22 protein-coding genes and 1 pseudogene are annotated in these 23,138 nt (G+C 64.8%); 15 read left to right on the top strand and 8 right to left on the bottom strand.

Annotated features, from left to right (window positions below):
* Positions 1-599 precede the first annotated feature (599 nt).
* The 4 genes from OG766_RS16960 (at position 600) to OG766_RS16945 (ending at position 6,128) form a co-directional block, all read left to right on the top strand.
* Positions 600-2,039: a DUF6777 domain-containing protein gene (locus OG766_RS16960; RefSeq protein ID WP_328725699.1), complete on the top strand. Its 1,440-nt coding sequence runs from the start codon at positions 600-602 to the stop codon at positions 2,037-2,039.
* Positions 2,040-2,346: 307 nt separating this feature from the next.
* Positions 2,347-2,952, top strand: coding sequence for a GOLPH3/VPS74 family protein (locus OG766_RS16955; protein WP_266379943.1), 606 nt, complete (start codon positions 2,347-2,349; stop codon positions 2,950-2,952).
* 217 nt (positions 2,953-3,169) lie between these two features.
* On the top strand, positions 3,170-3,580 hold the full coding sequence (locus OG766_RS16950; RefSeq protein ID WP_266379940.1) for a VOC family protein: 411 nt from the start codon (positions 3,170-3,172) through the stop codon (positions 3,578-3,580).
* A 154-nt stretch (positions 3,581-3,734) separates the two neighbouring features.
* Positions 3,735-6,128: an ATP-binding cassette domain-containing protein gene (locus OG766_RS16945; RefSeq protein ID WP_443045607.1), complete on the top strand. Its 2,394-nt coding sequence runs from the start codon at positions 3,735-3,737 to the stop codon at positions 6,126-6,128.
* A gap of 201 nt (positions 6,129-6,329) precedes the next feature.
* Here the strand turns inward: OG766_RS16945 and OG766_RS16940 are convergent, their stop codons facing one another.
* Genes OG766_RS16940 through OG766_RS16930 form a run of 3 tightly spaced genes read right to left on the bottom strand, consistent with a single transcriptional unit; the run spans position 6,330 to position 7,820 of the window.
* A complete protein-coding gene (locus OG766_RS16940) occupies positions 6,330-7,025 on the bottom strand; it encodes a DNA alkylation repair protein (RefSeq protein ID WP_266379936.1) in 696 nt (231 codons plus the stop codon).
* A gap of 55 nt (positions 7,026-7,080) precedes the next feature.
* Positions 7,081-7,449: a DUF6233 domain-containing protein gene (locus OG766_RS16935; protein ID WP_266379933.1), complete on the bottom strand. Its 369-nt coding sequence runs from the start codon at positions 7,447-7,449 to the stop codon at positions 7,081-7,083.
* 14 nt (positions 7,450-7,463) lie between these two features.
* A complete protein-coding gene (locus OG766_RS16930) occupies positions 7,464-7,820 on the bottom strand; it encodes a hypothetical protein (RefSeq protein ID WP_266379930.1) in 357 nt (118 codons plus the stop codon).
* A gap of 128 nt (positions 7,821-7,948) precedes the next feature.
* On the opposite strand from OG766_RS16930, the gene OG766_RS16925 reads away from it, so the two are divergent.
* Together OG766_RS16925 and OG766_RS16920 are read left to right on the top strand one after the other, a co-directional pair.
* Positions 7,949-8,446 carry a hypothetical protein gene (locus tag OG766_RS16925; RefSeq protein WP_266379927.1) on the top strand — a complete coding sequence of 166 codons (498 nt, stop codon included), beginning with the start codon at positions 7,949-7,951 and terminating at the stop codon, positions 8,444-8,446.
* Positions 8,443-8,748 (top strand): transcriptional regulator, encoded by a 306-nt coding sequence (locus OG766_RS16920; RefSeq protein ID WP_266379924.1) that lies wholly within the window; start codon positions 8,443-8,445, stop codon positions 8,746-8,748. The genes OG766_RS16925 and OG766_RS16920 overlap by 4 nt, the downstream gene beginning before the upstream one ends.
* Here OG766_RS16920 and OG766_RS16915 read toward each other — a convergent pair.
* Positions 8,749-8,832: pseudogene (locus tag OG766_RS16915) on the bottom strand (methyltransferase); the annotation flags it as partial.
* A gap of 219 nt (positions 8,833-9,051) precedes the next feature.
* Between OG766_RS16915 and OG766_RS16910 the strand changes: the two are divergent.
* The 3 genes from OG766_RS16910 to OG766_RS16900 all read left to right on the top strand — a co-directional run bounded on the left by OG766_RS16910 (position 9,052) and on the right by OG766_RS16900 (position 11,753).
* Complete coding sequence (locus tag OG766_RS16910) at positions 9,052-9,501, top strand: hypothetical protein (protein WP_266379921.1); 450 nt, start codon at positions 9,052-9,054, stop codon at positions 9,499-9,501.
* A 709-nt stretch (positions 9,502-10,210) separates the two neighbouring features.
* Positions 10,211-10,720, top strand: coding sequence for a hypothetical protein (locus tag OG766_RS16905; RefSeq protein WP_266379918.1), 510 nt, complete (start codon positions 10,211-10,213; stop codon positions 10,718-10,720).
* A gap of 841 nt (positions 10,721-11,561) precedes the next feature.
* On the top strand, positions 11,562-11,753 hold the full coding sequence (locus tag OG766_RS16900) for an AbrB/MazE/SpoVT family DNA-binding domain-containing protein (protein ID WP_328725698.1): 192 nt from the start codon (positions 11,562-11,564) through the stop codon (positions 11,751-11,753).
* Here the strand turns inward: OG766_RS16900 and OG766_RS16895 are convergent.
* Entirely contained in the window at positions 11,728-12,192 is a 465-nt protein-coding gene (locus OG766_RS16895; RefSeq protein WP_328725697.1) for a very short patch repair endonuclease, read from the bottom strand. The genes OG766_RS16900 and OG766_RS16895 overlap by 26 nt on opposite strands.
* Positions 12,193-12,308: 116 nt before the next feature.
* Here OG766_RS16895 and OG766_RS16890 point away from each other — a divergent pair, with 116 nt between their 5' ends.
* Together OG766_RS16890 and OG766_RS16885 are read left to right on the top strand one after the other, a co-directional pair.
* Positions 12,309-13,673: a DNA cytosine methyltransferase gene (locus tag OG766_RS16890; RefSeq protein WP_328725696.1), complete on the top strand. Its 1,365-nt coding sequence runs from the start codon at positions 12,309-12,311 to the stop codon at positions 13,671-13,673.
* The gene (locus OG766_RS16885; protein WP_328725695.1) at positions 13,670-14,773 is read left to right on the top strand and encodes a hypothetical protein; all 1,104 of its coding nucleotides are present in this window, start codon (positions 13,670-13,672) and stop codon (positions 14,771-14,773) included. Before OG766_RS16890 ends, OG766_RS16885 begins: the two co-directional genes overlap by 4 nt.
* 109 nt (positions 14,774-14,882) lie before the next feature.
* Here OG766_RS16885 and OG766_RS16880 read toward each other — a convergent pair whose 3' ends face one another.
* The gene (locus tag OG766_RS16880) at positions 14,883-15,704 is read right to left on the bottom strand and encodes a ParB/RepB/Spo0J family partition protein (protein WP_328725694.1); all 822 of its coding nucleotides are present in this window, start codon (positions 15,702-15,704) and stop codon (positions 14,883-14,885) included.
* A gap of 653 nt (positions 15,705-16,357) precedes the next feature.
* Here OG766_RS16880 and OG766_RS16875 point away from each other — a divergent pair.
* A complete protein-coding gene (locus OG766_RS16875; protein WP_328725693.1) occupies positions 16,358-17,566 on the top strand; it encodes a DUF262 domain-containing protein in 1,209 nt (402 codons plus the stop codon).
* Between the two features lie 735 nt (positions 17,567-18,301).
* Here OG766_RS16875 and OG766_RS16870 read toward each other — a convergent pair.
* Complete coding sequence (locus OG766_RS16870) at positions 18,302-19,378, bottom strand: HNH endonuclease (protein WP_328725692.1); 1,077 nt, start codon at positions 19,376-19,378, stop codon at positions 18,302-18,304.
* 262 nt (positions 19,379-19,640) lie between these two features.
* Between OG766_RS16870 and OG766_RS16865 the strand changes: the two genes are divergently transcribed.
* Positions 19,641-20,078: a hypothetical protein gene (locus OG766_RS16865; protein ID WP_328725612.1), complete on the top strand. Its 438-nt coding sequence runs from the start codon at positions 19,641-19,643 to the stop codon at positions 20,076-20,078.
* 463 nt (positions 20,079-20,541) lie between these two features.
* On the top strand, positions 20,542-21,333 hold the full coding sequence (locus tag OG766_RS16860) for an NUDIX domain-containing protein (protein WP_328725691.1): 792 nt from the start codon (positions 20,542-20,544) through the stop codon (positions 21,331-21,333).
* Here OG766_RS16860 and OG766_RS16855 read toward each other — a convergent pair.
* The gene (locus tag OG766_RS16855; RefSeq protein ID WP_328725690.1) at positions 21,317-22,450 is read right to left on the bottom strand and encodes a helix-turn-helix transcriptional regulator; all 1,134 of its coding nucleotides are present in this window, start codon (positions 22,448-22,450) and stop codon (positions 21,317-21,319) included. The genes OG766_RS16860 and OG766_RS16855 overlap by 17 nt on opposite strands.
* A 349-nt stretch (positions 22,451-22,799) precedes the next feature.
* Here OG766_RS16855 and OG766_RS16850 point away from each other — a divergent pair, with 349 nt between their 5' ends.
* Positions 22,800-23,138, top strand: a complete 339-nt coding sequence (locus OG766_RS16850; protein WP_328725689.1) for an SCO3933 family regulatory protein — start codon at positions 22,800-22,802, stop codon at positions 23,136-23,138.

The following is a 23,138-nucleotide window of genomic DNA, read 5'->3' as shown; positions in this document are numbered from 1 at the left end:
TTCGGCAGACCTAGTGCCGAATCGGGCGTGACGGATGTCACGAAATAGCCCAGGTGATCCTGGAACCGCGCCGGCTCTTCGGTGCCCGTGCGGCGCGGCTCTCCGAGGGGTCGCGGACGGTCCAGGGGTGTCGCTGTCGCCTGTCAAGCCCCGAAAAGCAGCGGCATGACGCCGCCTGTGCGGCCGGGGCCTAATGGGGTGCGGGCGCATTTCGAGAGCGCCCTCCGTGCCCTCATGATCCACATCTCCCGGGTGCGGCGACCATAATGGCCAGAAGGAGGGCAAATGAGGGTAATCATCATTTTCCCGATGTCTCTGTTCTCGGGGAGAGAGCCGTGAGTTCCGTGCCTCCTCCCTCCGAGCGCCCCACCGACCCCAAGTCCGGATCGCCGTCCGGCCCCCCGTCCGGTCCGCTGTCCGACCGGCCGACGGACGAGCTGCGCCCGCCGCCTCCTCCTCCTGGGTCTCCTGGGCCTCCACCCCCTCCGGGACCTCCCGGCCCACCGACCGTCGGCGACCACCCCGGCCAACCCGACGAGCCCGGCCGCGACCGCGGCCGAGGAGGACCCGCGTCGTGGTGGCGGACACGGCTCACCCTGGTGAGCGCCGGCACCGCGGTCGTCGTGGCGATGGCGGTGATCCTCGCCCTCACGCTCATGGGCGGGACCAAGGCCGGCGGAGAGATCTTCCTCCAGACCGCCTCGGCCGCCGGCCGCGATCCGTTCACCCCGTCGGCCGCTACGGACACCACGGGCACCGAAGTCCCGTCCGGCTCGGATACATCAAGAATCGGCGCACGCGCCGTCGCGGTCAGCGGCGCGCATCCGGGGCTCTACGGGGGCACGCAGAACGTCGCGAGCTGCGACGTGGAGAAGCAGATCACGTTCCTCGTCCAGAACGACACCAAAGGGAAGGCCTTCGCCGGTGCTCTGGACATCCAGCAGCCTGAAATCCCCTCGTATCTGCGGTCGCTGACACCTGCGCGGCTGAGCTGGGACACGCGGGTCACCAACCACGGCTACAAGAACGGCGCGGCCACGAGCTACCAAGCCATCCTGCAGTCCGGCACGGCCGTCCTCGTCGACAACCGCGGCGTACCGCGCGTCCGCTGCGCCTGCGGCAACCCCCTGGCCCCGGCCGTCGCCGTCAAGGGCGATCAGAAGCTCACGGGCGAGAAGTGGTCGTCGTTCCAGCCCGCCAACATCGTCGCGGTCGTTCCGGCGGCCAAGCCGATGAAGACGGTGACGATGTTCGACCGTGCGACCAAGGGATGGTTCGAGCGCCCGAGCGGAGACACGCAGGGCAAGAGCGACCACCGCGTTCCTCCCCCGAAGGGCCAACCCCCAGGTACATCGGTCCCGGTCCTGCCGGAGCCAGCCACCGAGACTCCGGAGGAGTCCTCGGGCGAGGACGAGGACGAGAAGAAGGACGAGGACGAGAAGAAGGACGAGGACGAGAAGAAGGACGAGGACGAGAAGAAGGACGAGGACGAGAAGAAGGGCAAGGACGAGAAGAAGGGCAAGGACGAGAAGAAGGGCAAGGACGAGAAGAAGGACGAGGACGAGAAGAAGGACGAGGACGAGAAGAAGGACGAGGACAAGGAGAAGGGCAAGGACGAGAAGAAGGACGAGGACAAGGAGAAGGGCAAGGACGAGAAGAAGGACGAGGACAAGGAGAAGGGCAAGGACGAGAAGAAGGACGAGGACAAGGAGAAGGGCAAGGACGAGAAGAAGGACGAGGGGCCCTCGAAGCAGCCGGAGAAGCCGGTTGAGCCCGAGAAGCCGGTTGAGCCGGACAAGCCGCAGCAGCCCGAGAAGCCGGTTGCGCCCGAGAAGCCCGTCGAGCCGCAGCAGCCCGAGAAGCCGGTCGAGCCCGAGCAGCCTCAGCAGCCGGTCGAGCCGGAAGAGCCGCAACAGCCGGAGGAACCAAAGCAATCGGAGCAGCAGCTCCCGGAGCGCCCCGCGCAGCCCGAGGAGCCGAATGAGCCCGAGCAGCCGCAACAGCCGGAGGAACCGCAACAGCAGCCGCAGCAGGACTAGAAGCCAGGAACTGTCCGTGGTCGAACTCAGCCGTCCCCGCAAACGCTGCCGCTGTCGTGCTGCGCATCGGTCCCTCGCGCCACATAGTGGTGGTAGGGCATGCTGGACGACATGCCGAACCGGTACGAGCGTCCCCTCGAGCCGCAGTCGGTCAACCGCTCGCAGGTCCCGTCGTCGGACCCTGTCCGCGGCGCCGGGCCGGGCCGGACCCGTCGCACGCGGCCGTCGCGCCCCGGTCCCGCACGGGGCGCCAGGTCGGCCTTCCGGCGACGTACGGCCATCCAAGCCTTCGACGTGGAGCCCCGTCATGACCACACCGTGGGACCTGTTGATCGTCACCATGGACGTCGCGTCCGACCGTCCTGTCGAGCAGGGCGAGCTGTCGCTCGCGCTCGCAGGAGCCGAACTGCTCGACCTCATCGACAGTCAGACCGTCACGGTGGACGGCGAGCGCATCGTGCCCGGCCTTCAGCCGCAGATCGATGATCGTCTGCTGCAGGAGGCGGCGTCGTCGCTCACCCGAGAGACGCCGTACGAGTCCGTCGACGACTGGCTGTGGCGCCGAGGCCGCGGTCTCTCCTCGGCCTATCTCGCCGCCCTGGAGGCCGAAGGACAGGTCACCCGGCAGCGCCACCGCTGGATCCCGCTCCGGTCCGACCGAATCACCCTGGTCGACTCACCGGCCCGCCGCCGCGCGGACGACCGCTGGACGTCGGGCGAGCCCGTCCTCGCCGTCCTCGGGGCCGCCGCCGGACTCCGCGACGAGCCGACCGAAGATCTTGACCACCTCGCCGACGACGCGACCGTGACCGTTCTGGCCGCCGTCAACGACGCGGTGAGGGAACTGGAAGCGGTCCGTCAGCGCCGCGGCATCGAGGACGCCGCCTTCGACAACGTCTGGCGTGGCGAGTGACGAGGCGTGAACCGTCGCCGGTGTCGCGCAACGTCGCGGATCTGCTGCGTAACAACGGGAATGGTGCGGGTCGTTCGGCTCCACGGTGAAGACCGGCACCGGTCGGCAGAGCTGCAAGGGGCTGCTCATGCGGTCGCGCCGGCTGCGGGGGAACGCCGGCCGGACCGGTCAGGAATCGAGAAGCGCCGGCCCCTGGGCCGCGCCTAGCGTGGCTGCCATGAACGTCAGCATTCACGCGAGCTTCCTCCCGCACACCGACCCGGACGCCTCCCTGGCCTTCTACCGCGACACCCTCGGCTTCGAGGTCCGCAACGACGTCGGGTACGACGGGATGCGCTGGATCACGGTCGGCCCCGCCGATCAGCCCGGCACGTCCCTCGTCCTGGAGCCGCCGGTCGCCGACCCCGGCGTCACCGACCACGAGCGCCGTACCGTCGCCGAGATGATGGCCAAGGGCACCTACGCCCGCGTCCTCCTGGCCACCGCCGATCTCGACGGCGCCTTCGCGCGGCTGCAGGCCGACGACGCCGAGATCGTCCAGGAACCGACCGAGCAGCCGTACGGTGTCCGCGACTGCGCCGTCCGCGATCCCGCCGGCAACCTGATCCGCATCCAGGAGCTGCGCTGAGGGATGCGGCGGTCGCGGCGACCGGTGACGACGTACGACAGCGACCGGTGACGACGTGCGACAACCAGACATACTGCTCGAGGCTGGTCGGATCGAGCCAGGCGACGCCGACGGAGACCGCGAGAAGCGGCCCCGCCCGACAGATGGAGAAACGATAAGCATGGCCAAGAGGACGGACACGCAGTCGCCTGCGCTGCACGCTGCCGACAGCCACGATCTGATCCGCGTGCACGGCGCGCGCGAGAACAACCTCAAGGACGTCAGCATCGAGATCCCGAAGCGCCGGCTGACGGTGTTCACCGGCGTCTCCGGCTCGGGCAAGAGCTCGCTGGTGTTCGACACGATCGCCGCGGAGTCGCAGCGGCTGATCAACGAGACCTACAGCGCCTTCGTCCAGGGCTTCATGCCGACGCTCGCGCGACCCGAGGTCGACGTCCTCGACGGACTGACCACCGCGATCTCCGTCGACCAGCAGCGCATGGGCGCCGACCCGCGCTCCACGGTCGGCACCGCCACCGATGCCAACGCCATGCTGCGCATCCTCTTCAGCCGGCTCGGCAAGCCGCACATCGGTCCGCCCAGCGCGTACTCGTTCAACACCGCCTCGGTCCGGGCGAGCGGCGCGATCACCGTGCAGCGCGGCGCCAAGACCAAGTCCGAGAAGGCGACCTTCGAGCGCACCGGCGGCATGTGCACCCGCTGCGAGGGCCGCGGCACGGTCTCCGACATCGACCTGACCCAGCTCTACGACGACTCCAAGTCGATCGCCGAGGGCGCGTTCACCATCCCCGGCTGGAAGTCGGACAACGTGTGGACCGTGGGGATCTATGCCGAGTCGGGCTTCCTCGACCCGAACAAGCCGATCCGCAGGTTCACCAAGAAGGAGATGCAGGACTTCCTCTACCGTGAGCCGACCAAGGTGAAGGTCAACGGCGTCAACCTCACCTACGAGGGGCTGATCCCCAAGATCCAGAAGTCGTTCCTGTCCAAGGACAAGGAGGCGATGCAGCCGCACATCCGGGCGTTCGTGGAGCGGGCGGTGACCTTCACCGTCTGTCCCGAGTGCGACGGTACCCGGCTCAGCGAAGGCGCCAGGTCGTCGAAGATCGACAAGATCAGCATCGCCGACGCCTGCGCGATGGAGATCAGGGACCTCGCCAAGTGGGTCCGCGGACTGAAGGAACCGTCGGTGGCGCCGCTGCTGACCGCGCTGCAGCAGACCCTCGACTCGTTCGTGGAGATCGGGCTCGGCTATCTCTCGCTCAACCGGCCGGCGGGCACGCTGTCCGGCGGCGAGGCGCAGCGCGTCAAGATGATCCGTCACCTCGGCTCCTCCATCACCGACGTCACGTACGTCTTCGACGAGCCCACCATCGGCCTGCACCCGCACGACATCCAGCGGATGAACGACCTGCTGCTGCGGCTGCGGGACAAGGGCAACACGGTGCTCGTCGTGGAGCACAAGCCGGAGGTGATCGCGATCGCCGACCACGTCGTCGACCTCGGCCCCGGCGCCGGTACGGAGGGCGGCACCGTCTGCTTCGAGGGCACCGTCGAGGGCCTGCGGGCCGGCGGCACCGTCACCGGCCGCCATCTCGACGACCGGGCCGCAGTCAAGGAGACGGTGCGCAAGCCCACCGGCGCGCTGGAGATCCGCGGCGCGACGGCGAACAACCTGCAGGGCGTCGACGTCGACGTCCCGCTCGGGGTGCTCGCCGTCGTCACCGGCGTGGCCGGCTCCGGCAAGAGCTCGCTCGTGCACGGCTCGATCCCCGCCGGCGAGGGTGTGGTGTCGGTCGACCAGAGCCCGATCAAGGGCTCGCGGCGGAGCAACCCGGCGACGTACACGGGACTGCTCGAACCGATCCGCAAGGCGTTCGCGAAGGTCAACGGCGTGAAGCCGGCGCTGTTCAGCGCCAACTCCGAAGGCGCCTGCCCCACCTGCAACGGTGCCGGCGTCATCTACACCGACCTGGCGATGATGGCCGGTGTCTCCACCCCCTGCGAGGACTGCGAGGGGAAGCGGTTCCAGGCGTCGGTGCTGGAGTACCACCTCGGCGGCCGCGACATCAGCGAGGTGCTGGCGATGTCGGTGACCGAGGCCGAGGAGTTCTTCGGCGCGGGCGAGGCGCACACGCCGGCAGCGCACCGCATCCTGGTCCGGCTCGCCGACGTCGGGCTCGGCTACCTCAGCCTCGGCCAGCCGCTGACCACACTGTCGGGCGGCGAGCGGCAGCGGCTCAAGCTGGCGACCCACATGGCGGAGAAGGGCGGCGTCTACGTGCTCGACGAGCCGACCGCCGGCCTCCACCTCGCCGACGTCGAGCAGCTCCTCGGCCTGCTGGACCGGCTCGTCGACTCCGGCAAGTCGGTGATCGTCGTGGAGCACCACCAGGCGGTCATGGCGCATGCCGACTGGATCATCGACCTCGGCCCCGGCGCCGGCCACGACGGGGGCCGCATCGTCTTCGAGGGCACACCGGCCGATCTGGTCGCCGCTCGCTCCACCCTCACCGGCGAGCATCTCGCGGAGTACGTCGGCGCCTGAGCGACGGCGCTCTCGCGGACACCGTCGCCGGAACGGAGGCGGAGTCGCGTGACGACGGATCCCGACCGGCGCCGCGCCGGCCGGCTGTGACCGAGGGTTGCAGCCGGCCGGTGCACGGTCCGAGCGTTTCAGTCGTCCGGTGCGCGGACCTTGCGTTGCAGCCGGCCGGTTCTGTCTGGTTCTTTCCGGCTCTATCCGGTTCTAGCCGGCGTGCTGACGGCGCACCATCTCGGCGATCCAGGCGGGAGCGAACGGGGACGTGCAGTTCGGGGGAGTCGGGTAGTCCTTGAGCACTTCCAGGCGCTCGCCGATGTCGATCGCACGGGCGCGGTACTCGGCGTGCTCGATGCCGATCTGGGCCAGGCAGTGGTTCATCGCCCACTGCAGACGGTCCGGGGCGTCCTTCATCTCCGCCTCGATGACATCGAGCAGTCCCGCGAGGTCGAGGCCCTCGGGCTTCTTCGCCACCCGCTCGGTGGTCAGGGCCCAGCCGGCACTCGCGACCACCGGATCCGGATCCGCGGACCAGGCGAGGCGCAGCTCTTCGGAGTGCGGGTTCTTCTTCACCACGTAGTTCACGAGCCAGTCGTGGACCTTGGGGGCGCGCGACTCCCGCAGCATGGTGTCCAGCTCGTCCCGTTCGAATGCCTTCGGACGGCAGATCAGGATCGACAGGAGCCTCGCCGCGGTGTCATCCGTCTTCCAGAGCTCGCGCGCGAGATCCTGCTGCGTCTTGAGCTGCTTCGCGAGCGCGCGCAGCTTGCCGAGGTTCACGCCGTGATCGTCACCGCGCTTCTCATTCGCCTCGCGCATCTTCGGGTCCTCGAGCGCGGCCAACTCGGCCATCACCTCGGCCACCGTCGTCCCGGCCACCTTGGCCTCCTGTCCGTCGCGCATGAGGCCCCAGCCTACGGCTGACGGTGACCTCGCACCGGTGCGTACACCAAGGCGCCTAGGGCGACGGCTTCCGTGGCGTCGGCTTCGGTATCCCCAGGAGTCCCCAGGGCGCGCAGATCTCGCACATCTCCAGGTCCGGGAACTGATCGAACGCGATCACGACGTGGTCTTTGTCCAGGTATCCGGTCAGGGTCTTGAAGAGCCCGCAGTTCCCGCGGTGCAGCATGGGCTGCGCGCCGTCTGCCCGCGGTGGTTGGAGCTTCCAGCTCATCTCGATGCGGGCGACGTCGCGACGCCGCCGGTCTTCCTCCACCTGCCGTTCGAGGCGCCGAATCGCTTCGTCGGACTGGGAGAGCTGCCACCGAAGCCAGTCGCGCAACGTCTTCTGCTTGTCGAGACGCTCCTGAGGCGTCAGCTCGGGCATGGCTTGCCGCCTCGTTACGCGGTCGCGGTGTCCGCCGGCGCGGTGTCGGGGTGGTTCTTCAGCGTCATACGGGCCTTCACCCGCGGCTCGCCCTCCACGGTCGACCAGTACGGATGCGTCGACACCTCGATCGACAGCTCCCGAACCAGGGCCCAGAGACGAGCCTCTTCCGTCTTCTGCTCGTCGGTGTAACCCGGACTCCCTGCGCGGCCCCCGGTGACGACGCCGGTATGAGGGTGCTCCTCACCCGCCCAGCCCTCCAACGGCTCTACCGACCAGGGCAAGGCCTGGCACAGGGCTCTGTACTCGGCGTTGGCCCGGTGGAGGCGACGCTGGGCGTCGATCAGGTCGGACGGAAAGGTATCAGCCACAGCCAGAATGATACGCCTGTTCGAATGCATGCGGGGAGTGACGCGCTCAGAGGTCGCGGCGCAAAAGACTTTCCATGACGGAAATTCTCGACTTGCCGTACCGGAAACACGCCGCTAGTCTTTCCGTCATGGAAACCAACGGGGACGCCATCCGCCCGACCGCACAACAGGCCCGCGCCGCACTGGCCGACATCGAGCAGGTCCGGGCATCCGCCACCGCCTTGTCCGCCACCCCCTGGCCCCGCTGGTTCGCCACCACGCTCACGCTGTACATCGCTGCCGTACCACCGGTCTACGGGGGCACGCTGGCAAGTCCCCGATGGCTGCTTCCCAACCTCGCCTGGGGCGTCATCATGCTGGTGATGACCGCGGCGTACTTGGTGCTGTTCGGGGTCGCGGGTGTGAACTGGCGCAAGAAGACCGGTGTGGCGCTGCGCCTGGATGTGCTGCCCAAGCGCGCCACCGTGCCGCTCGCGATCGGGCTGCCCGCCCTGCTGGTGGGCTCGGGTTTCGCCTTCCGCGCCAGCCGGGAGCCGCTGTGGCTGTTCGCCGCCTCCGCCGTCGGCGCCGCGGTGTCGATCGCTTTCCACCTCGTCTTCGTACGCATGCACCGGAAAGCCTCATGAACAGCTCTGCCGCCGACCCCATGGACGGCTTCGACGCCACCATCCACGCGCCCGTCCGGCTGCGCATCTGCGCGCTGCTCGACGCGGCCGACGAGGCCGAGTTCGCCCTGGTCCAGCGGCAGCTCGACGTCTCCGCCTCCGTACTGAGCAAGCACGTCGCGGTGTTGATGGAGGCTGGCTACGTCGAGCAGCGCAAGGCCGTGCGCGACACCCGCCAACGCGTCTGGCTCCGCCTGACCCGGCACGGGTGGGAGGCGTACCAGGCGCACCTCGCCGCCCTGCGCGCCATCGTCGGGCCATAGCGCCGCCCAAAGCAGTTCCGGGTACGGCCCCGCCATCCGCGCTGCCTCCATGGCGGAGGCGACCAGCTCATCCGTGGGCCCCTCATTCGAACTCGTGAGGGGTTGCCGGAGTGCGGTCCCCTCTGAACGGCCGTGAACGGTGCTGAATGAGACGGAAACTGAGACGGCGGCATGGGCCGGAACGGACAGGCCGTTGTGATCACGCTCGCAGTTGAACGCGTTCAATAGCTATGGCAGGCTGTCGCGCAAGGGTTGCCGCTCTGGCACGCCGCCTTGATCAGGCATGCCGTGGGGGAGGAGGTTGTGGACGCGAGCACACCGTGGCGGAATCTGGGGGTCATCGGACTGCGGCTTGTCGACCTGGTGGTCCGCTACGCCATCACCTTTGCGATCACCTGGGGCGCTGTGGAGGCGTCGTTGTCGGAGGAAATGCGCATCACGGACTGGATGGCCTTCGCCGTGATCATCGGGATCCCGTCCATACTGATCAGCTTCGTCTACGGCCTGACCAGTACCCGAACCGGCATCCCTTTCCGGGGCCGGCTTGCTGGGCTCTTGCTCCTCCCCGTCTCGCTCCTGCTCTTCTTCCCACCGATCCTGCCCTTCCCTGCTATGGGCCAGCTCATCTTCGCCTTCTGTGTGATGCGGACACCGTTTCTGGGTCCATCTCAGCTCCGGCGGCAAGGTCGCGTGGTGCTCGCCGCTCTTGTCCGATTCACGCTTCGACGCCCAGAGTCAGCCCAGAAAAGCTAGGCGATCAACATTGATCGCTCACGAATGTCGGCGGAGCGGGTTTGGTCGGCCGGCTGGGGTGCCAGTCGACTCCGCGGCTTCAGCCACCTCCCCGGTCCGGAACGCCTGTCGAGCCACGCCGGGCATGGATCAGGCTGCCTGGGAGCGAGCTGTGGCGAGTTGGGAGCTGACCTGCGGGACGCCGAGCACTGCATCTGCTCGCCGCGGCCCCGTCGGCAGCTGCGGTTTCTCGTGAGTCCCTGCCTCATGGGGCGCGGTTCTGGTGCGGGGAACCTTCTGGTCCGTAGCTCCAGCCGGATCGGTCAGCGACGGCCATTCCGGTCGCTTCGAGGCCCCGGAGGGGCGCTACTGGACGGGGCGGTTGCTGGGTGCGAAAGACTCCGGTGCCCTGGAGGTGTCGGGGACGGCCAGGCACCCCCGAAGGGTTTTGACGCCTGGGGACTTCTGGCCTTAGATCTTCGCTTGTCGAACGTCTGGGCGCCCCACCGCCGGAGGCTCAACACATCCTGCCCACCTCCGCCTTGCCTCTTGCTGGAGGCGACGTTCAGAGAACCGAGCACTCTTCATGCGCCTTCGCCGTACCGCTGCCGTTGCTGCCCTTTCGACCGCTCTGTTCCTTACTGCCTGCAGCAGCTCCGAGTACAGCGGCCCGGCAGACAGGCCCGCGGCCAGGCCCTCTCCGTCCGATGCCACCCTTGAGAAGCTCACCATGCTGGGGACCGTCGCCGGCCTCCGGGTGACCGAGCCGGCCGAGGACTCGCTTCCGGAGGGGGCGTACCGGGCCGACAAGGACGAGTGCCTACCCATTGCGCAGCTGGCCTTCACCGATACGCCGCGCCCCGCGACCGCCCGGGCCGTCCGTGAATTCTCGGGTCCTGGCGAGCTGCCCTCCACCGTCGGGGCGATGTGGGTGACTGTCCATCAGGGCGACGATGCCCGCTCGGCGCTCGACGATGTCCGCAAGGCGCTCACGGAGTGCTCGGGCAGCTTCAAGGTTCCCGGCGCCCCCATGATCTACCGGGACCTCGAACCGGCCCAGGCCCCGGATCTCGGGGACGAATCCGTCGGCTTCCGGTTCACCACCAACCTCTCCGGCGTAAGCAGTCCCGCGACCTACGCCGTCGTTCGCACCGACCACATCCTCACCACGATGGTGGTGATCACGGACACGCTTCCGCGGCCCCTGCTGGAGGCGCAGCTGGCGAAGCTCCCCGGCTGAGGAGGGCACACAAAGGGCGCACAACGCATCAGGGCCCGCGCCGGACGGCGCACGGTCGGTCTCCCCCACCTCTTGATCAAGTTCCTGCGTCAGCACCGGGAGGAGCAGGAGAAGGAGAGGATCGCCGCCGGCGCCGATGGGGAGGACAAGGGATACGTCTTCGCCTCCCGACCGGCGGCCCCATCAGTCCGAGCACCGACTTCCACGTCTGGAAGCGTCTGCTTCGGGATTCGGGGGCATGGGACGGCCGTCTCCATGACGCTCGCCACACCGCCGCGACAGTCCTCCTGTTCCTCGGTGTCCCGGACGTCGTGGTCGACGCGATCATGGGCTGGGAGCCGGGCGAGCGGCACGCTTGCGGGCTCGGTGCATGCATGTCACCGGAACGATGCTGCGGAAGGTCGCCCAGCAAGTCGGCGATGCGCTCTGGGAGACGCCCAAGACCGACTGAGACGGAAAGTGAGACGGACAACGTCGAAGGGCCCCACCGCGAACGGTGGGGCCCTTCGACTTCGTGCCCGGTGAGGCACTGGCGGAGGATACGAGATTCGAACTCGTGAGGGGTTGCCCCCAACACGCTTTCCAAGTGTGCTCGTGCCCGCTGGGGAGCCGTACGGAGTCGTTCACCTGCGTTTATGTGTGCTCGTTGCGCTGCAGCCTGGCCTCCCGCCGTACTCATCCGGACGGGGCGGTACGCGTGCGAATGAGACCAGAAGTGAAACCACGACCGGGACCGGCACTGTTGGGCTGCCGGAAAATCGAACACGTCCGACCGGGCGTCCTGACCTGCAACATGACCCGCTGCTTGCGACGGCGGCCGCGACATAGAAGGCTCTATCCCGTGCTCAGGGAACCTATCCAGCTGACGATCGCAGAAGACGGCTCGGTCGTCCTCCCCTTGGGGGTGCTGGCGGAAGCAGGGCTGTCGCCCGGGAGCTCCGTGCTGGCCTACAGCAATGGCGACGGGCGGATCGTGTTGCGCAGGGAAGAGGATGCGGTGCAGGACCTCATCCAGTTCGGGCGCCTCGACTAGCCGGGCCAGCGGTATCTAGAACCGCGAGGATGCGCTCCGCGGCCTCCTGTGGAGCCTCGTGCTCCCATACGCGGACGACTGTCCAGCCGGCGGCTGCAAGGGCCTCGTCGGCGGCTCTGTCCCGGGCGACGTTGCGCTCTAGTTTCGGTCCCCAGTAGCCACCATTGACGCCAGGCTGCCGACCGTGCTCGGGGCAGCAGTGCCAGAAACAGCCGTCCACGAAGACGGCGACTCGTGCGCGTGTGAAGACGATGTCCGGCCGTGGTCGCGCACACTCCAGCTGCAGACGGACGTCAACGCGGTACCGCTTCCCGGCGGCGTGAAGCAACGATCGGATGGTCCGCTCGGGTTTGGTGTCCCGCCGCTTGATCGCAGCCATGTTGCGCGAACGGCCGGGGGTCGGCGGTGTTGACGTTGCGGGGTCAGTGCTGGGGGTCATCGCTTACACCGTAGCCAAATCTTTCACCCACGTGACTCCGTCCTCGACATAGCCAGGTAAGCTACCCCGGTCACTCGTGCCCCTCATCAACTTGGGCCGACTGCCAGGGAGAGACAGTGACCGTTGTTGAGCAGGTGCCGCTGTTTGCCGTGGGTGATGCGCCAGGGGCTGATCGTAGTGCCGCGGGCATGCGCCCGGGGGCTGGTCTGTTCGTCATGGATCTCTTTGCTGGTGCTGGGGGCCTCTCGGAGGGGTTCCGGCAAGCGGGGGCTCAGATTATCGCCGGCTCCGATGTGGACCCGGATGCGTGTGCCACATACCGGAAGAACTTCCCGGAGGCCGTGTGCATCAACGGAGACATCCGTCAAGCAGAATTGCGTGAACAGATTCTCGATGTCGGCAAATCGGTGGATGTGCTAGTTGGTGGACCGCCCTGTCAGGCGTTTTCACAGGTCCGCAATCACTCTAGAATCATCGATGACCCGCGGAATTCTCTGTACCGCGAGTTTGTTGACACCATTGGCGCCATAAAGCCCAGAGCGTTCGTCATGGAGAACGTCCCGGGCATGGCTCAGATGGGCGTCCTGGAACAGGTGGTTACTGACCTGTCCATTGATGGTGACTATTCGGTACTGCCACAAGTATTGGATGCTGCGGACTTCGGGGTGCCGCAGACGCGTAAGCGAATTATCTTCATCGGGATCCGTCGTGATCTCGCTGTCTCCCCTCCGAAAATCATCGGTTCTGGGGCGGTGGCCGCTCTGACCCTCATCCGCAGTGACGAGGGATACGAAATCCAGGCGCGTGGAGAGAGTGCCTCTCAGCTGCTCAGCAGTCTGCTGGATGCTCAAGACACCGGCGTCGTGAACGCCGGCCAGGCCATTTCTGATCTGCGAGGCATGAAAGCAGGCCGTCGCACGGATGAAGTGCCGTTCAACAGGCTCCCTGAACCTGAGTCTGCATATCAGAAGCTCATGCGTGGAGATAGCGATTGCCAGCTGCGAAATGTTAGCCTGCCCCGCGTAAATTCTGACACTGCTCTGCGTCTTCGAGAAATTCCTCCAGGAGGAAACCACCGCGATCTGCCAGATCGCCTCTTGGAGCGATACATTTCGGGGCAGAAATGGGGTCCCAGTAACGGGACTGGGAAATTGGGGCGTCGGCATTATTATGCGTACCGTCGACTGCATCCTGATATGTGGGCTTGGACGCTGAACACGAAGGCTGACTCGGTCTATCATTTCTCAGCGCCTCGATCATTGAGCGTCCGGGAATTTGCCAGGATCCAGTCTTTCCCTGACCGGTTTGTCTTTACAACGGATGACAGGAAGGGCCCTTTGCCCGGGCGGATCGATGGAGGGGCGGCTCACTCGCGGTATCGGCAAGTCGGGAACGCAGTTCCTCCGCTGCTTGCTGTAGCGGTGGCGCGGGAGGTCTGTCACGCGATCAAGTCAGCTATCGCGGCTGGATTGACGGCATGACCGACGAGACGCAGATTCCTCTGGAAGTTAACTTCGATCTGCCTCAGCGTGCGGAGGAAGCCGCTAAAGGTGCCTTCGGCGTCGAGAGTCGGGCCCGATTGCTGAACCAATACTTCGAGCAAAATGGCCCTGTCTCTGCGGAGAACGCTTGGCTCCATGCCTATCGGCTGCTCTTGTGGATCGATAGAAGAATTGGACTGGCTCACTGTTACGAGAGTGATAAATGTCAGCCTGGACGTCCGTGGTATCTGCGCTCACTTAGGTTCCACGATTGGGTGACGCAAGGTCTTGGAGCTACTCCCGACACGCTTCAGCAGCAGATAGACTGGCTTTTCAACCAGGCAATTCAATCGTTGACGGCCGCCTCGGAGACTATCCTATCTCAGAACTTGGGAAAGGCCGCTGCTCAAAGACGCCCGTTCGAAGGCCGGTCCTTTCCGGAGCCGGGCGAAGATCCTGAACTCGTAGACATCATAGTTAACACCCTGGGCGATTTTCTGCGAGAGCCGTTGCCGGCTGATGTTCGTAGGAAAGTCTCTGAGCGCGTGACGACCCACCTTGCTAACGAGAACAAGCGAAAGAACCTGCTAGGTGAGGGGTTCGAAGATACACTTGCTCAGATTCTGCGCAGGATACCTGCGGTCGCCCAGACTCATGAAATCCTAGTCCGTAAGTGGCTTCACGAGATCCCGGGATTCAGGCCGGCCCGTAAAACCATGAAGGACCGCCAAGTTGATCTAGCGCTTGTTAGAGCGGATGGCCACCGAATCTTGGTCACCGCGAAATGGAGCGTTCGTAGCGACCGCGAGGAGCAGTTTAGGGCCGATTTTGCGGACTATGCCGATCTAGAATCGTATGGTCAAGACTTCGATTACGTATTGGTGACCAACGAATTTGACGCAGCACGGTTGGTCCGTGCCTGCGATAACAGGGCCCAGAATGCTCCCCTGTTCTCACGGGTTGTTCACTTGAACCCGGCAGGACCCGTTGTTGCGTATGGAACTGACGCTCGTGGCCAGGTCCCCGAAATGCGTAACCGGATAGAAAGCAAGCGCCTAATTTCTCTCGAGGCGTGGCTTACAGATCTTATGCGGGCGTAGGGCAGCAGCTGACAGCGTGGCTGACCCGATCACAAGGGCGCGTCTGTGATTGTGCCTCGTGCCCGGATTATCGATCCGGCCCACGAGGCACAATCATGGCTGCTGGCTTCTAGATTTCAATCCGGTTCTTACGACGTCCCTTGTTCCACACATCCTCCAGGATCAGCCGGTAAGCTGCCATCTTCCGAGACCCGGTCCCGTCGGCCTTGGCGCCGAATCCCGTCGCATTGCTACGGGCATCCCCGATCAGCCGCGCTGCCGAAGATCGCTTCCCCAACTTGCGAGCCAACTCGTCGAGCACGGGTGGGGTGTTGACGACGTCGCGGTGCCGGCCGATGAACTCTCCCAGCCCGCCGATGATGATCCCATCCCACGTCTCCGCGGTGCGCCCGTAGGCCTCTTCTGCGACGGTGAGCACGTCGTCCAGAACGTCGGGGCCGTAGTTGTCGGTGATCGCGAGGATTCCCTGGACGGCGCCTACCTGGTTGGACGAGGTGCTGCCGATCTTGAGCTTGTGCGAGACGAGGACCTTCTCGGTGTCGACAAACAGCGGGAGTCCGGCCGTCAGCCCGATCCGATACTCGTCGTGCGCGTTGGTCTTGGACGCTTCCCTGTTCTTGATCAGGAACAGGGTGGCTTCCTCCTGGAGCGTAAGCCCGCGGTGGACTTCGGCCATGAGCGTATCGATGCCGGCGATCCGGCAGGCTTCGCGGCGGTGCTGTCCATCGACGATGTACAAATCGCCGTTCTTCCGCTGGGAGACGATGACCGACCCGAGCGCGTGCGGCTTGATGTCGGCAGCAATCGCGCGGGCCCGGGACGGGTTGAGCGTCCGCTGAGCTTCGGGGTCAATCTTGAGGTCGCTTGCTCTGACCTCCACTCCGTGGTCAACAGGGTGCTCGGGCAGGTCGTACCGGTACTTCTTCGCCATGGTGGCGCCCCCTCGTTTCCGCACCGCGCTAGGGAAGTCGGTCCTTTATGAACCTAATGGGATGGCAGCGCAGGTGACATCTAATCAGCTTGGATATCCGCTGTTCAACCAGTTTGGGTGATGGCGGTGGCGTGTGACGCTTAATCAGACTTGTTGGGCAAAACAGCAGTTGCGGCCTGAGTCATAAAAAGTGACGATTCGCACCAAGCTGTGCCCTACTCAGGGGCCCACTTCCTTGTTTTCAGCCGCCAGTTGAGGCCAGGTCAGCCTTCCGATGCCGAGGCTTGCTCTGTGGCCGTGCCGCGCTGTTGCACGATGCTTGCCAAGCCGCGGCTGTCCACTGATCGGCGGTAGTCGATGACAGCCTTTGAGCTCAGCGGGCCTTGGCCAGGGGGCAATGGCGGCAGATCATACGGTGTGTATGCCCGACCTTTTCGGGTCGGCTTCTGTCCTGCGACCAACGGTGCACCGGGGGCCACGCAGTACCCAGCTGCTGGCCATCATCTCGTCCGGCCGCGCTGCCCTGGCTGTCGTCGTCTGATCGTGAGAGCGAGTAACTGACCAGGGAAGCTGGAGCGTTCACCCTGTACAGGTGCATGATCCTACCTATGCTTACGCCTATGCCTCAATCGTCTAGCCGTGCGGAGACCGACGTGAACAACAACGGAGAGTGGGGCGACCTCGATGGCGAAGAAAACACTGACCTGAGTGAAGTCCACCCACGCGACGTGGAGCGTGCAGTCGTAACCGATACGGACTGGACTGCGGAGACGATCCTCAGTCAGCTTCGGCGTGGAAACATCCAACTAAACCCCCGTTTCCAGCGCCGAGATGCCTGGGATAAGCCGCGAAAGAGTCGGTTCATCGAGTCGTTGATCTTGGGGCTGCCTATTCCTCAGATTGTCTTGGCTGAAGACAAAGAGCGGCGGGGCAAATTCATCGTCATCGACGGAAAGCAGCGATTGTTGGCCCTCCGTCAGTTCGCTACTGGCTCCTCTCTGGCTGGAGATGACTCGGGGACGTATGACGGATTCAGTCTCACAGGTCTCGATGTGCGGCCAGATCTCCGCCTCTACACACTCAAGAAGTTGGAGGATGACCCGGACCGTGTTGACGATCTCAATGAGTTGCTCAATCAAACAATTCGCACCGTGGTTGTTCGGAGTTGGCCGAACGAGGATTTTCTAAACCTCGTATTCTTGCGGCTGAACACCGGAAGTGTTCGACTCTCACCTCAGGAACTACGCCAGGCTCTTCACCCCGGACCTTTTACCGACTTCCTTGATGACTTCGCATCAGAAAGCCATTGGCTGCAACAGGCGCTTCGGCTCAAATCCCCAGACTTTCGGATGCGCGACGTGGAGATCCTCCTTCGGTACTTCGCGTTCTCCGAGTATCTCGTGTCGTATTCCGGTAACCTTAAGATTTTCCTTGACGAGACCGTGAATCGAATGAACATGGATTGGGAGATGCGGGCCAATCAGATTCGCGGAATCGCGTTTGAATGTGAACGAGCCATCGAGGCGACGCTTGCAATCTTCGGTAAATCCGCGTTCTATCGATGGTCAGACGGGGATTACGAAGGTCGCTTCAACCGAGCTGTCTTTGACATTATGGCGTTTTACTTCAAGGAACCTGCGGTGCGTGAACGCGTACATGGCAGGGAGGAGGAGGTGAAGCGCGCATTCGAGGATCTGTGTGACTCCAGTAGAGACTTCAATGAGTCCCTGCAGACCACTACAAAAACGCCCGAGGCAACCCATCGAAGGCTTTCTATCTGGGGATCGAGGCTTCAGGAGATCATCGGTCACCAGCTCAACATTCCGGAACTGCAGGACAATCGCCTTGTGTTCTGGAGCTAGCTATGCCATCAATTCGGTACAACGCTATGTCTCGGCGTATCACTGAGCTGCGAAACAGTCTCCTCCCTAGACCTTTCGATCCAACCGGGCTTTATTCTGATCGCGTATATGAGCGCACTAGGGCTTTTCGTGTCCTCGCGCATGCAGAATTCGAGTCCTATATAGAAGATCGAGTGATAGATGTAGTTTCACGGGCGTCAGCGACTTTCGCCGGGCAGGGGGCGATTAGGCCGTCGTTGCTTGCTTTGATTGGACACTACGAACATGGGTGGCCGCGTCCGACTTCAATTCTTACACCACCCCAGAAGCAAGCCCCTAGCCTGCAGGATCGAATCGCAAAGGCTCGCACGGATTTTACGAGTCACATTCGTACGAAGAACCATGGAATCAAGGAGAAGAACCTCCTGTACTTGCTTTTTACTGTCGGAGTCATCGAATCAGAGATAAACGCAATTTGGCTCCAATCTGTCGAGGATTGGGCGACTCTCCGAGGTGATTCAGCCCATAAGACTGGGAAGGTCCAGCAGCAGCCAGATCCGGCCAAAGAGTACAGGAAAGTAAAGGAAATACGTGACGGATTCAAGGACCTAGATGTCCTCCTAGACAGCAAATGAGGACCGACATTGGCTCCTGAGGCGGATTCTCTTGATTCAGGTTGGCACAGAGTGTTCGCCAAGAATCATGCAGCCCGTACAGGCGTCCCTCGTCGACGAGAGGCACAGTCCGTCGGTTCCCTCATTGCGGAGCCTCCGGGGCGGAGGAACGTTCCGCGGTCTGGCCACGCTGCTTCACGATCGCGGCGGTGCCGCGGACCCATGAGGTACGGCGGTGTTCGATGGTGAGCCTGAGTTCAGCGGGGGTGGGCCAGGGTGCGCGCCGATGGATCATGCGATGGCAGTTCGCGCAGATGAGGGCTAGGTCGCTAAGTTTGGTTTTTCCTTCGCCGGCTTCGTGTAGAGGCACGACGTGATGGCACTCGACGTATCCGGCTCCGCGCTCGCCGTAGACCGCTTCGAAGTCGAAGCCGCATGCCTCGCACGCGAGACTGCCGCCCTTCCGTAGGACGGAGTCGATCTTTTTCTTGCGCAGCCCCTTGTTCCGTTCTCGTGCCCGGTGCCGGCGCAGCAGCAACCTACCTTCGGGTGCGCTGATGTCGTCGTCAAACTCCTCGTCGCCAGTCTGGGCGAGGTCCTGAAGCTCACCAGTGCTGACGCCTTCCCGGATGAGGTGCGCCACCTCAGTCATCTGGTCCGGGCGCGCAAGGAACTCATGCAGGACTTCAATATCGACGACACCGCCCTTCGTGGGCTTTCCGCGGTAGTCAGGGTGCCGGGTAGCGATGTCGAACGTCTTGCGGGCCACACCGTTGGGGTTGCGGAACTTCTCGTTGCGGTCCTCGTCCGCGTGGATAGGTAGAAGCTGGAGCAGGGCGGACAACTCGATGACTCGGCTGTCCTGCGCATCTAGCCCCTTCCAGCCGTTCGTCATGACGAGGTGGCAGGCAAGGATGACTTCGTCCCGCGCCCAGTCGGGATTGCTGACGGCCCTGACTTGGAAGCCGAGGCGCTTCAGCCAGGCGGCTGCGTGGTCCTTTCCGCCACTGAACTCGTTGGGAGCCAGCGCTCGTTCCTGATCCCACTTGTGCGCGACTCCGGCGATGGCCTTCGAGTCGTATTCCCGTCCCTCGTGCACTAGAACGTATGAACGGGCCTTGCCGAAGTGGTACGTCGACAGGAACGCCTCGCGGCCCAAGTCATCATGCTCAGCGATTGCCTTGAGTACGGACTCCCGTGTGATTGCTCCTCTGCGCATGGCCGAAGACTACGGCCGGCCACTGACACACAAGGTCGGCGGAGCCTTATTGGCCAAGCGCCACCGCGCGTCTTCTGGAGCACCAGTTTGGAAGACGCCGTATGCGGGTGACGGCTGACCTGGCAGTTTGCTGACCTGCGGGGGAGTGCCGTCGTCACTCTGGTTCCCCGTGGTTCCCCGCCCGCCTCCGACCGATCGGGCACGCGTGGGGCACGCGGCACCCGCCAGGAGCGCTTCTCGCGGGATCGAGCATCATGTGCGCATGCTGCTGACCTTCGGTCCCGACCGCCAAACGCGCGAGTTCACCTGCGACTGCTGCAATGCTCCCATCGAGCGAGCGTGGGACTTCATCTATGCCGACGGTGCTCCGCACGCCGTGTACTTCGCGAACTGCTACCACCACACCGACCGCGACCACGATGCCTGGATAGACGTCATCTTCGGGACGTGGGGCGGGGGATCTGACCAGTGGAGTGACCACGTCGCCTTCGCCTGCCGCATCGGTCCGGTGTTGGGGCAGACCACGCCTGCCTCCACGCTTGTGACCGCCGGCCTGGCCCACCCCGATGGCCCGCTCTTCGGGCTCAAGCTCGATCGCGAAGCGGCCTTGCAGCACCCGCAGCTGAACGAGTTCTGGAAGGTGTCGGACTTCATCCTGGAGAACGACCCACTGGTGCGAGGGCACATCTACGGCCACTAGGAGACGAGGTCGGTGGAGCGGCTTTGGGCGGGAGCTGCCATGGGGCGAGAGATCGGGGCCCGTAAGCTTGCCGCGACTCGGGCAGTCTGTGGACCTGCCCGCTAAAGCCCGATGTGGGCCCCGATCTTCGAGGCTCGCCCCATGGTGGCTGCCTAAAGCCGTGGAGCCGACCGGCCCCAGCCACATCGGGCTACCGTCCACTGCATCTGGTGTGCTCGCTCCAGCCGCGCGGCCGGCGGAGCCGGGGCCCGGAGCGGGGCGGAGACAGGAGCGTCGGGGCCCGGCGCTGGAGCCGGGGCCGCGCGCGGCGAGCGGAGCGAGCCGCCTTGAACCCGTAGAGAAGATTTCTACTCACACCGGCTCGGCGCCTGGGCCACCTCGTGATCGTCCTCCCTGTCGGGGGTCAGTACCGGCGGCTACCCTGGTCGCGGCTAGTCAATGAGTTGGGGAGTGTGCCGAGGGGATGGAAACGAAGTCCGCGAGGGTCTACCGGACGGTCCGAGAGTGGATCGCGTCTGGGGAGCTGGCGCCTGGCTCCAAGCTGCCATCGGAGCGCACCCTGGTGGACGACCTCGACATTGGTCGGACTCAACTTCGCCGCGTCCTGGCGAAGCTTGTGGCCGAGAAGGTGATTGAGGTCCACGGACGCAGTTCCTACCGCGTCCCGTCGCGCGAGGTGACTACCAAGGCGCCAAGCGACCTGGAGCCCTGGCGGATCCACGGTGAGCGCACGGTCTACGACAACCGCTGGGTGAAGCTCGCACTAGTCGATGTCGAGCCGCCGGGCGTTGAGCGATTCGAGCACCACGTTGTGCGGCTTCACCACGTCGCGATCTCGGCTGTGCTCGATGATCACGACCGCGTGCTGATGCTCTGGCGCTACCGCTTTGTCCCCAACAAGTGGGGCTGGGAGCTTCCCGGCGGCATCGTCGATGAGGGCGAAGACCCGCACGCAACGGCGCTGCGCGAAGTCGAGGAAGAGACTGGCTGGCGCCCTGACTCCCTCGATCACGTCGTCACTTACCAACCCATGATCGGCATGGTCGATTCGCCACACGAGATCTTCGTCGGCAAGGGTGCCCAGCACGTTAGCGACCCCACCGACATCGAGGAAGCGGGGCACATCGCATGGGTGCCACTCTCGGACATCCCCGGCCTGATGGCTCGGGGTGAATTGATGGGCTCTGGCACCCTCGTAGCGCTGCTCCACCTCCTGGCCTCGCATGGGCAGGGAGTTCCTACAGCCTCTGCATGAGCTGCTCCACGCGCCTCCGATAGCGGACAGATCCCGTGCGGTTGGCCAACAGGCGTGCCTGCTGCAAGTGCTCCTGGGCTTGGGCGTACTCCTCGCGCGCAACGTGCGCCTGGGCGAGGTCGCACCGCAGACCTGATGTGGCACGGACGAACGTCGGGTCGGCCTCATCGAGCGCGGTGTACAGGCTGCCAAGGGCATCGTCGTCGCCCAACAGAGCGAGTGCGTTTCCGCGCCAGCGTGCGAGGTGCCCGCCGTTGAGGAAGATGCTCAGCATGTCGGGATCGCGTGCTTCGGTGCCCGCTGGCAGGGCGGCGTCGGCCTTCTCGATGGCGTGGCGGCAGTCGCCCGCCATCCCGGCCTTGGCGCAGAGTTCCGCTTCGGCCGCGTACAGCCATGCCTGCAACCGCGGTGATATCTGACTGCCACCCAAGCGCTGAGCCTCCCGTACGAGCTGAACCGCCATCTCCGGCCGCCCGGCGTCGTTGAGCACATACGCCTGCTCGGCTGTGGCATGCGCGAGATACATCGGCTCGTCAGCCTCCTGCGCGGCGCGCTTGCCTAACTCATAGTGCCGCCAAGCTCTTTCGACTCCCCCGGCATCGAGGGCCTGCCACGCGGCGAGGGTGGCGGCTCCGGCCAGCGCGAGAGCAACAGGGCGGCGAGTCTCAGGAAGCACAGCGAAGGTGAGCGCGTCCTCCAGCGTCGTCAGGTGCCCCGTCATCTGGTCGACAAGGGATGCCGCGCCCATCTGGCGGTCGACGGTGCGCAGTAGCTCGGTCTGGTCCATGAAGGTCTTCACCATGGTGTGACTCACGCTGCGAGCCGAGTCGATGCGGCTGATCAGCTCGTCGTAGCCGCCGACGGCCGGGGGTGGTGCGGTAGGAGCGTGCCGGCCGAATAGCTCCTCATCGGTGACGCCCAAGACTGGCCGCAGGATCTGCGCGTAGCGCTCGCTGATGGAGCGCTTGCCGTTCTCCCACTCCGAGACGTAGACGCGCAGGCTGGCGGTCGAGCCAACGTCGAGCGTATGCCTCCGCGCGTACTTCTCGATCTCGTGGATGAGCCGCGCTTGCGACCACTCGCGCGCGTTCCTCACCTCTCGCAGCCGGTTGAGCACCTGTACCGCCCTCGCATGCCGTTGACAGCTCCAGACCAGCATGCCTCACATCAGCGCAGGTCCGCAGGGGTTAACAGGAGGGGTTAACGGAACCGCAGTGAACCTGTGTTGGCTACCGGGTGGTTGAGCTACGCGGTTCTCTAGAAGCGTCGCAGGAAGGCGAGTTGAGAAAGCCGGACGGCGGCAACGCTTGACAACTGGTGCGCACCAGATGCAATCTACTGGTGCGCACCAGTTGGAACGCGAAGGTCCTGCGGTGCTGTCGCAGGACTCCCACAAGCCAACGCAGAAGCGGCGCCCTACCGCCAAGCAAGCCGCCGCTTCTCGCCCCTATCAGGGAGCTTCCATCATGTCATCGTTCAAGATCGACACCTCGACCGCTGTCGTCTTCGTCGCTGTCGAGCCGAAGCACAAGGTCATCAACAAGGAGACCGGTGAGATCGCCGTGGACCGGGAGACCAAGGCGAAGATGATGACGGTCGGTCTCACCATTGCTGATGAGGGTGAGGCGAACCTCTACACCGTGTCGGTTCCGGAGACCGGTGTCCCGGAGGGGATCACGCTCGGTATGCCGATCAAGGTCGTCGGCCTCAAGGCTCGGGACTGGGAGAACACGTTCAACGGTGAGAAGCGGTTCGGGATCGCGTTCCGCGCGGTTGCGCTGGTCGCTCCGTCCGCGAAGGGCTGA

The sequence above is a fragment of the Streptomyces sp. NBC_00259 genome, assembly GCF_036181745.1.
Taxonomy (GTDB): Bacteria; Actinomycetota; Actinomycetes; order Streptomycetales; family Streptomycetaceae; genus Streptomyces; species Streptomyces pratisoli.
Note: the sequence above shows the minus strand (reverse complement) of the source record. Positions and strands in the feature narration are given on the sequence as shown.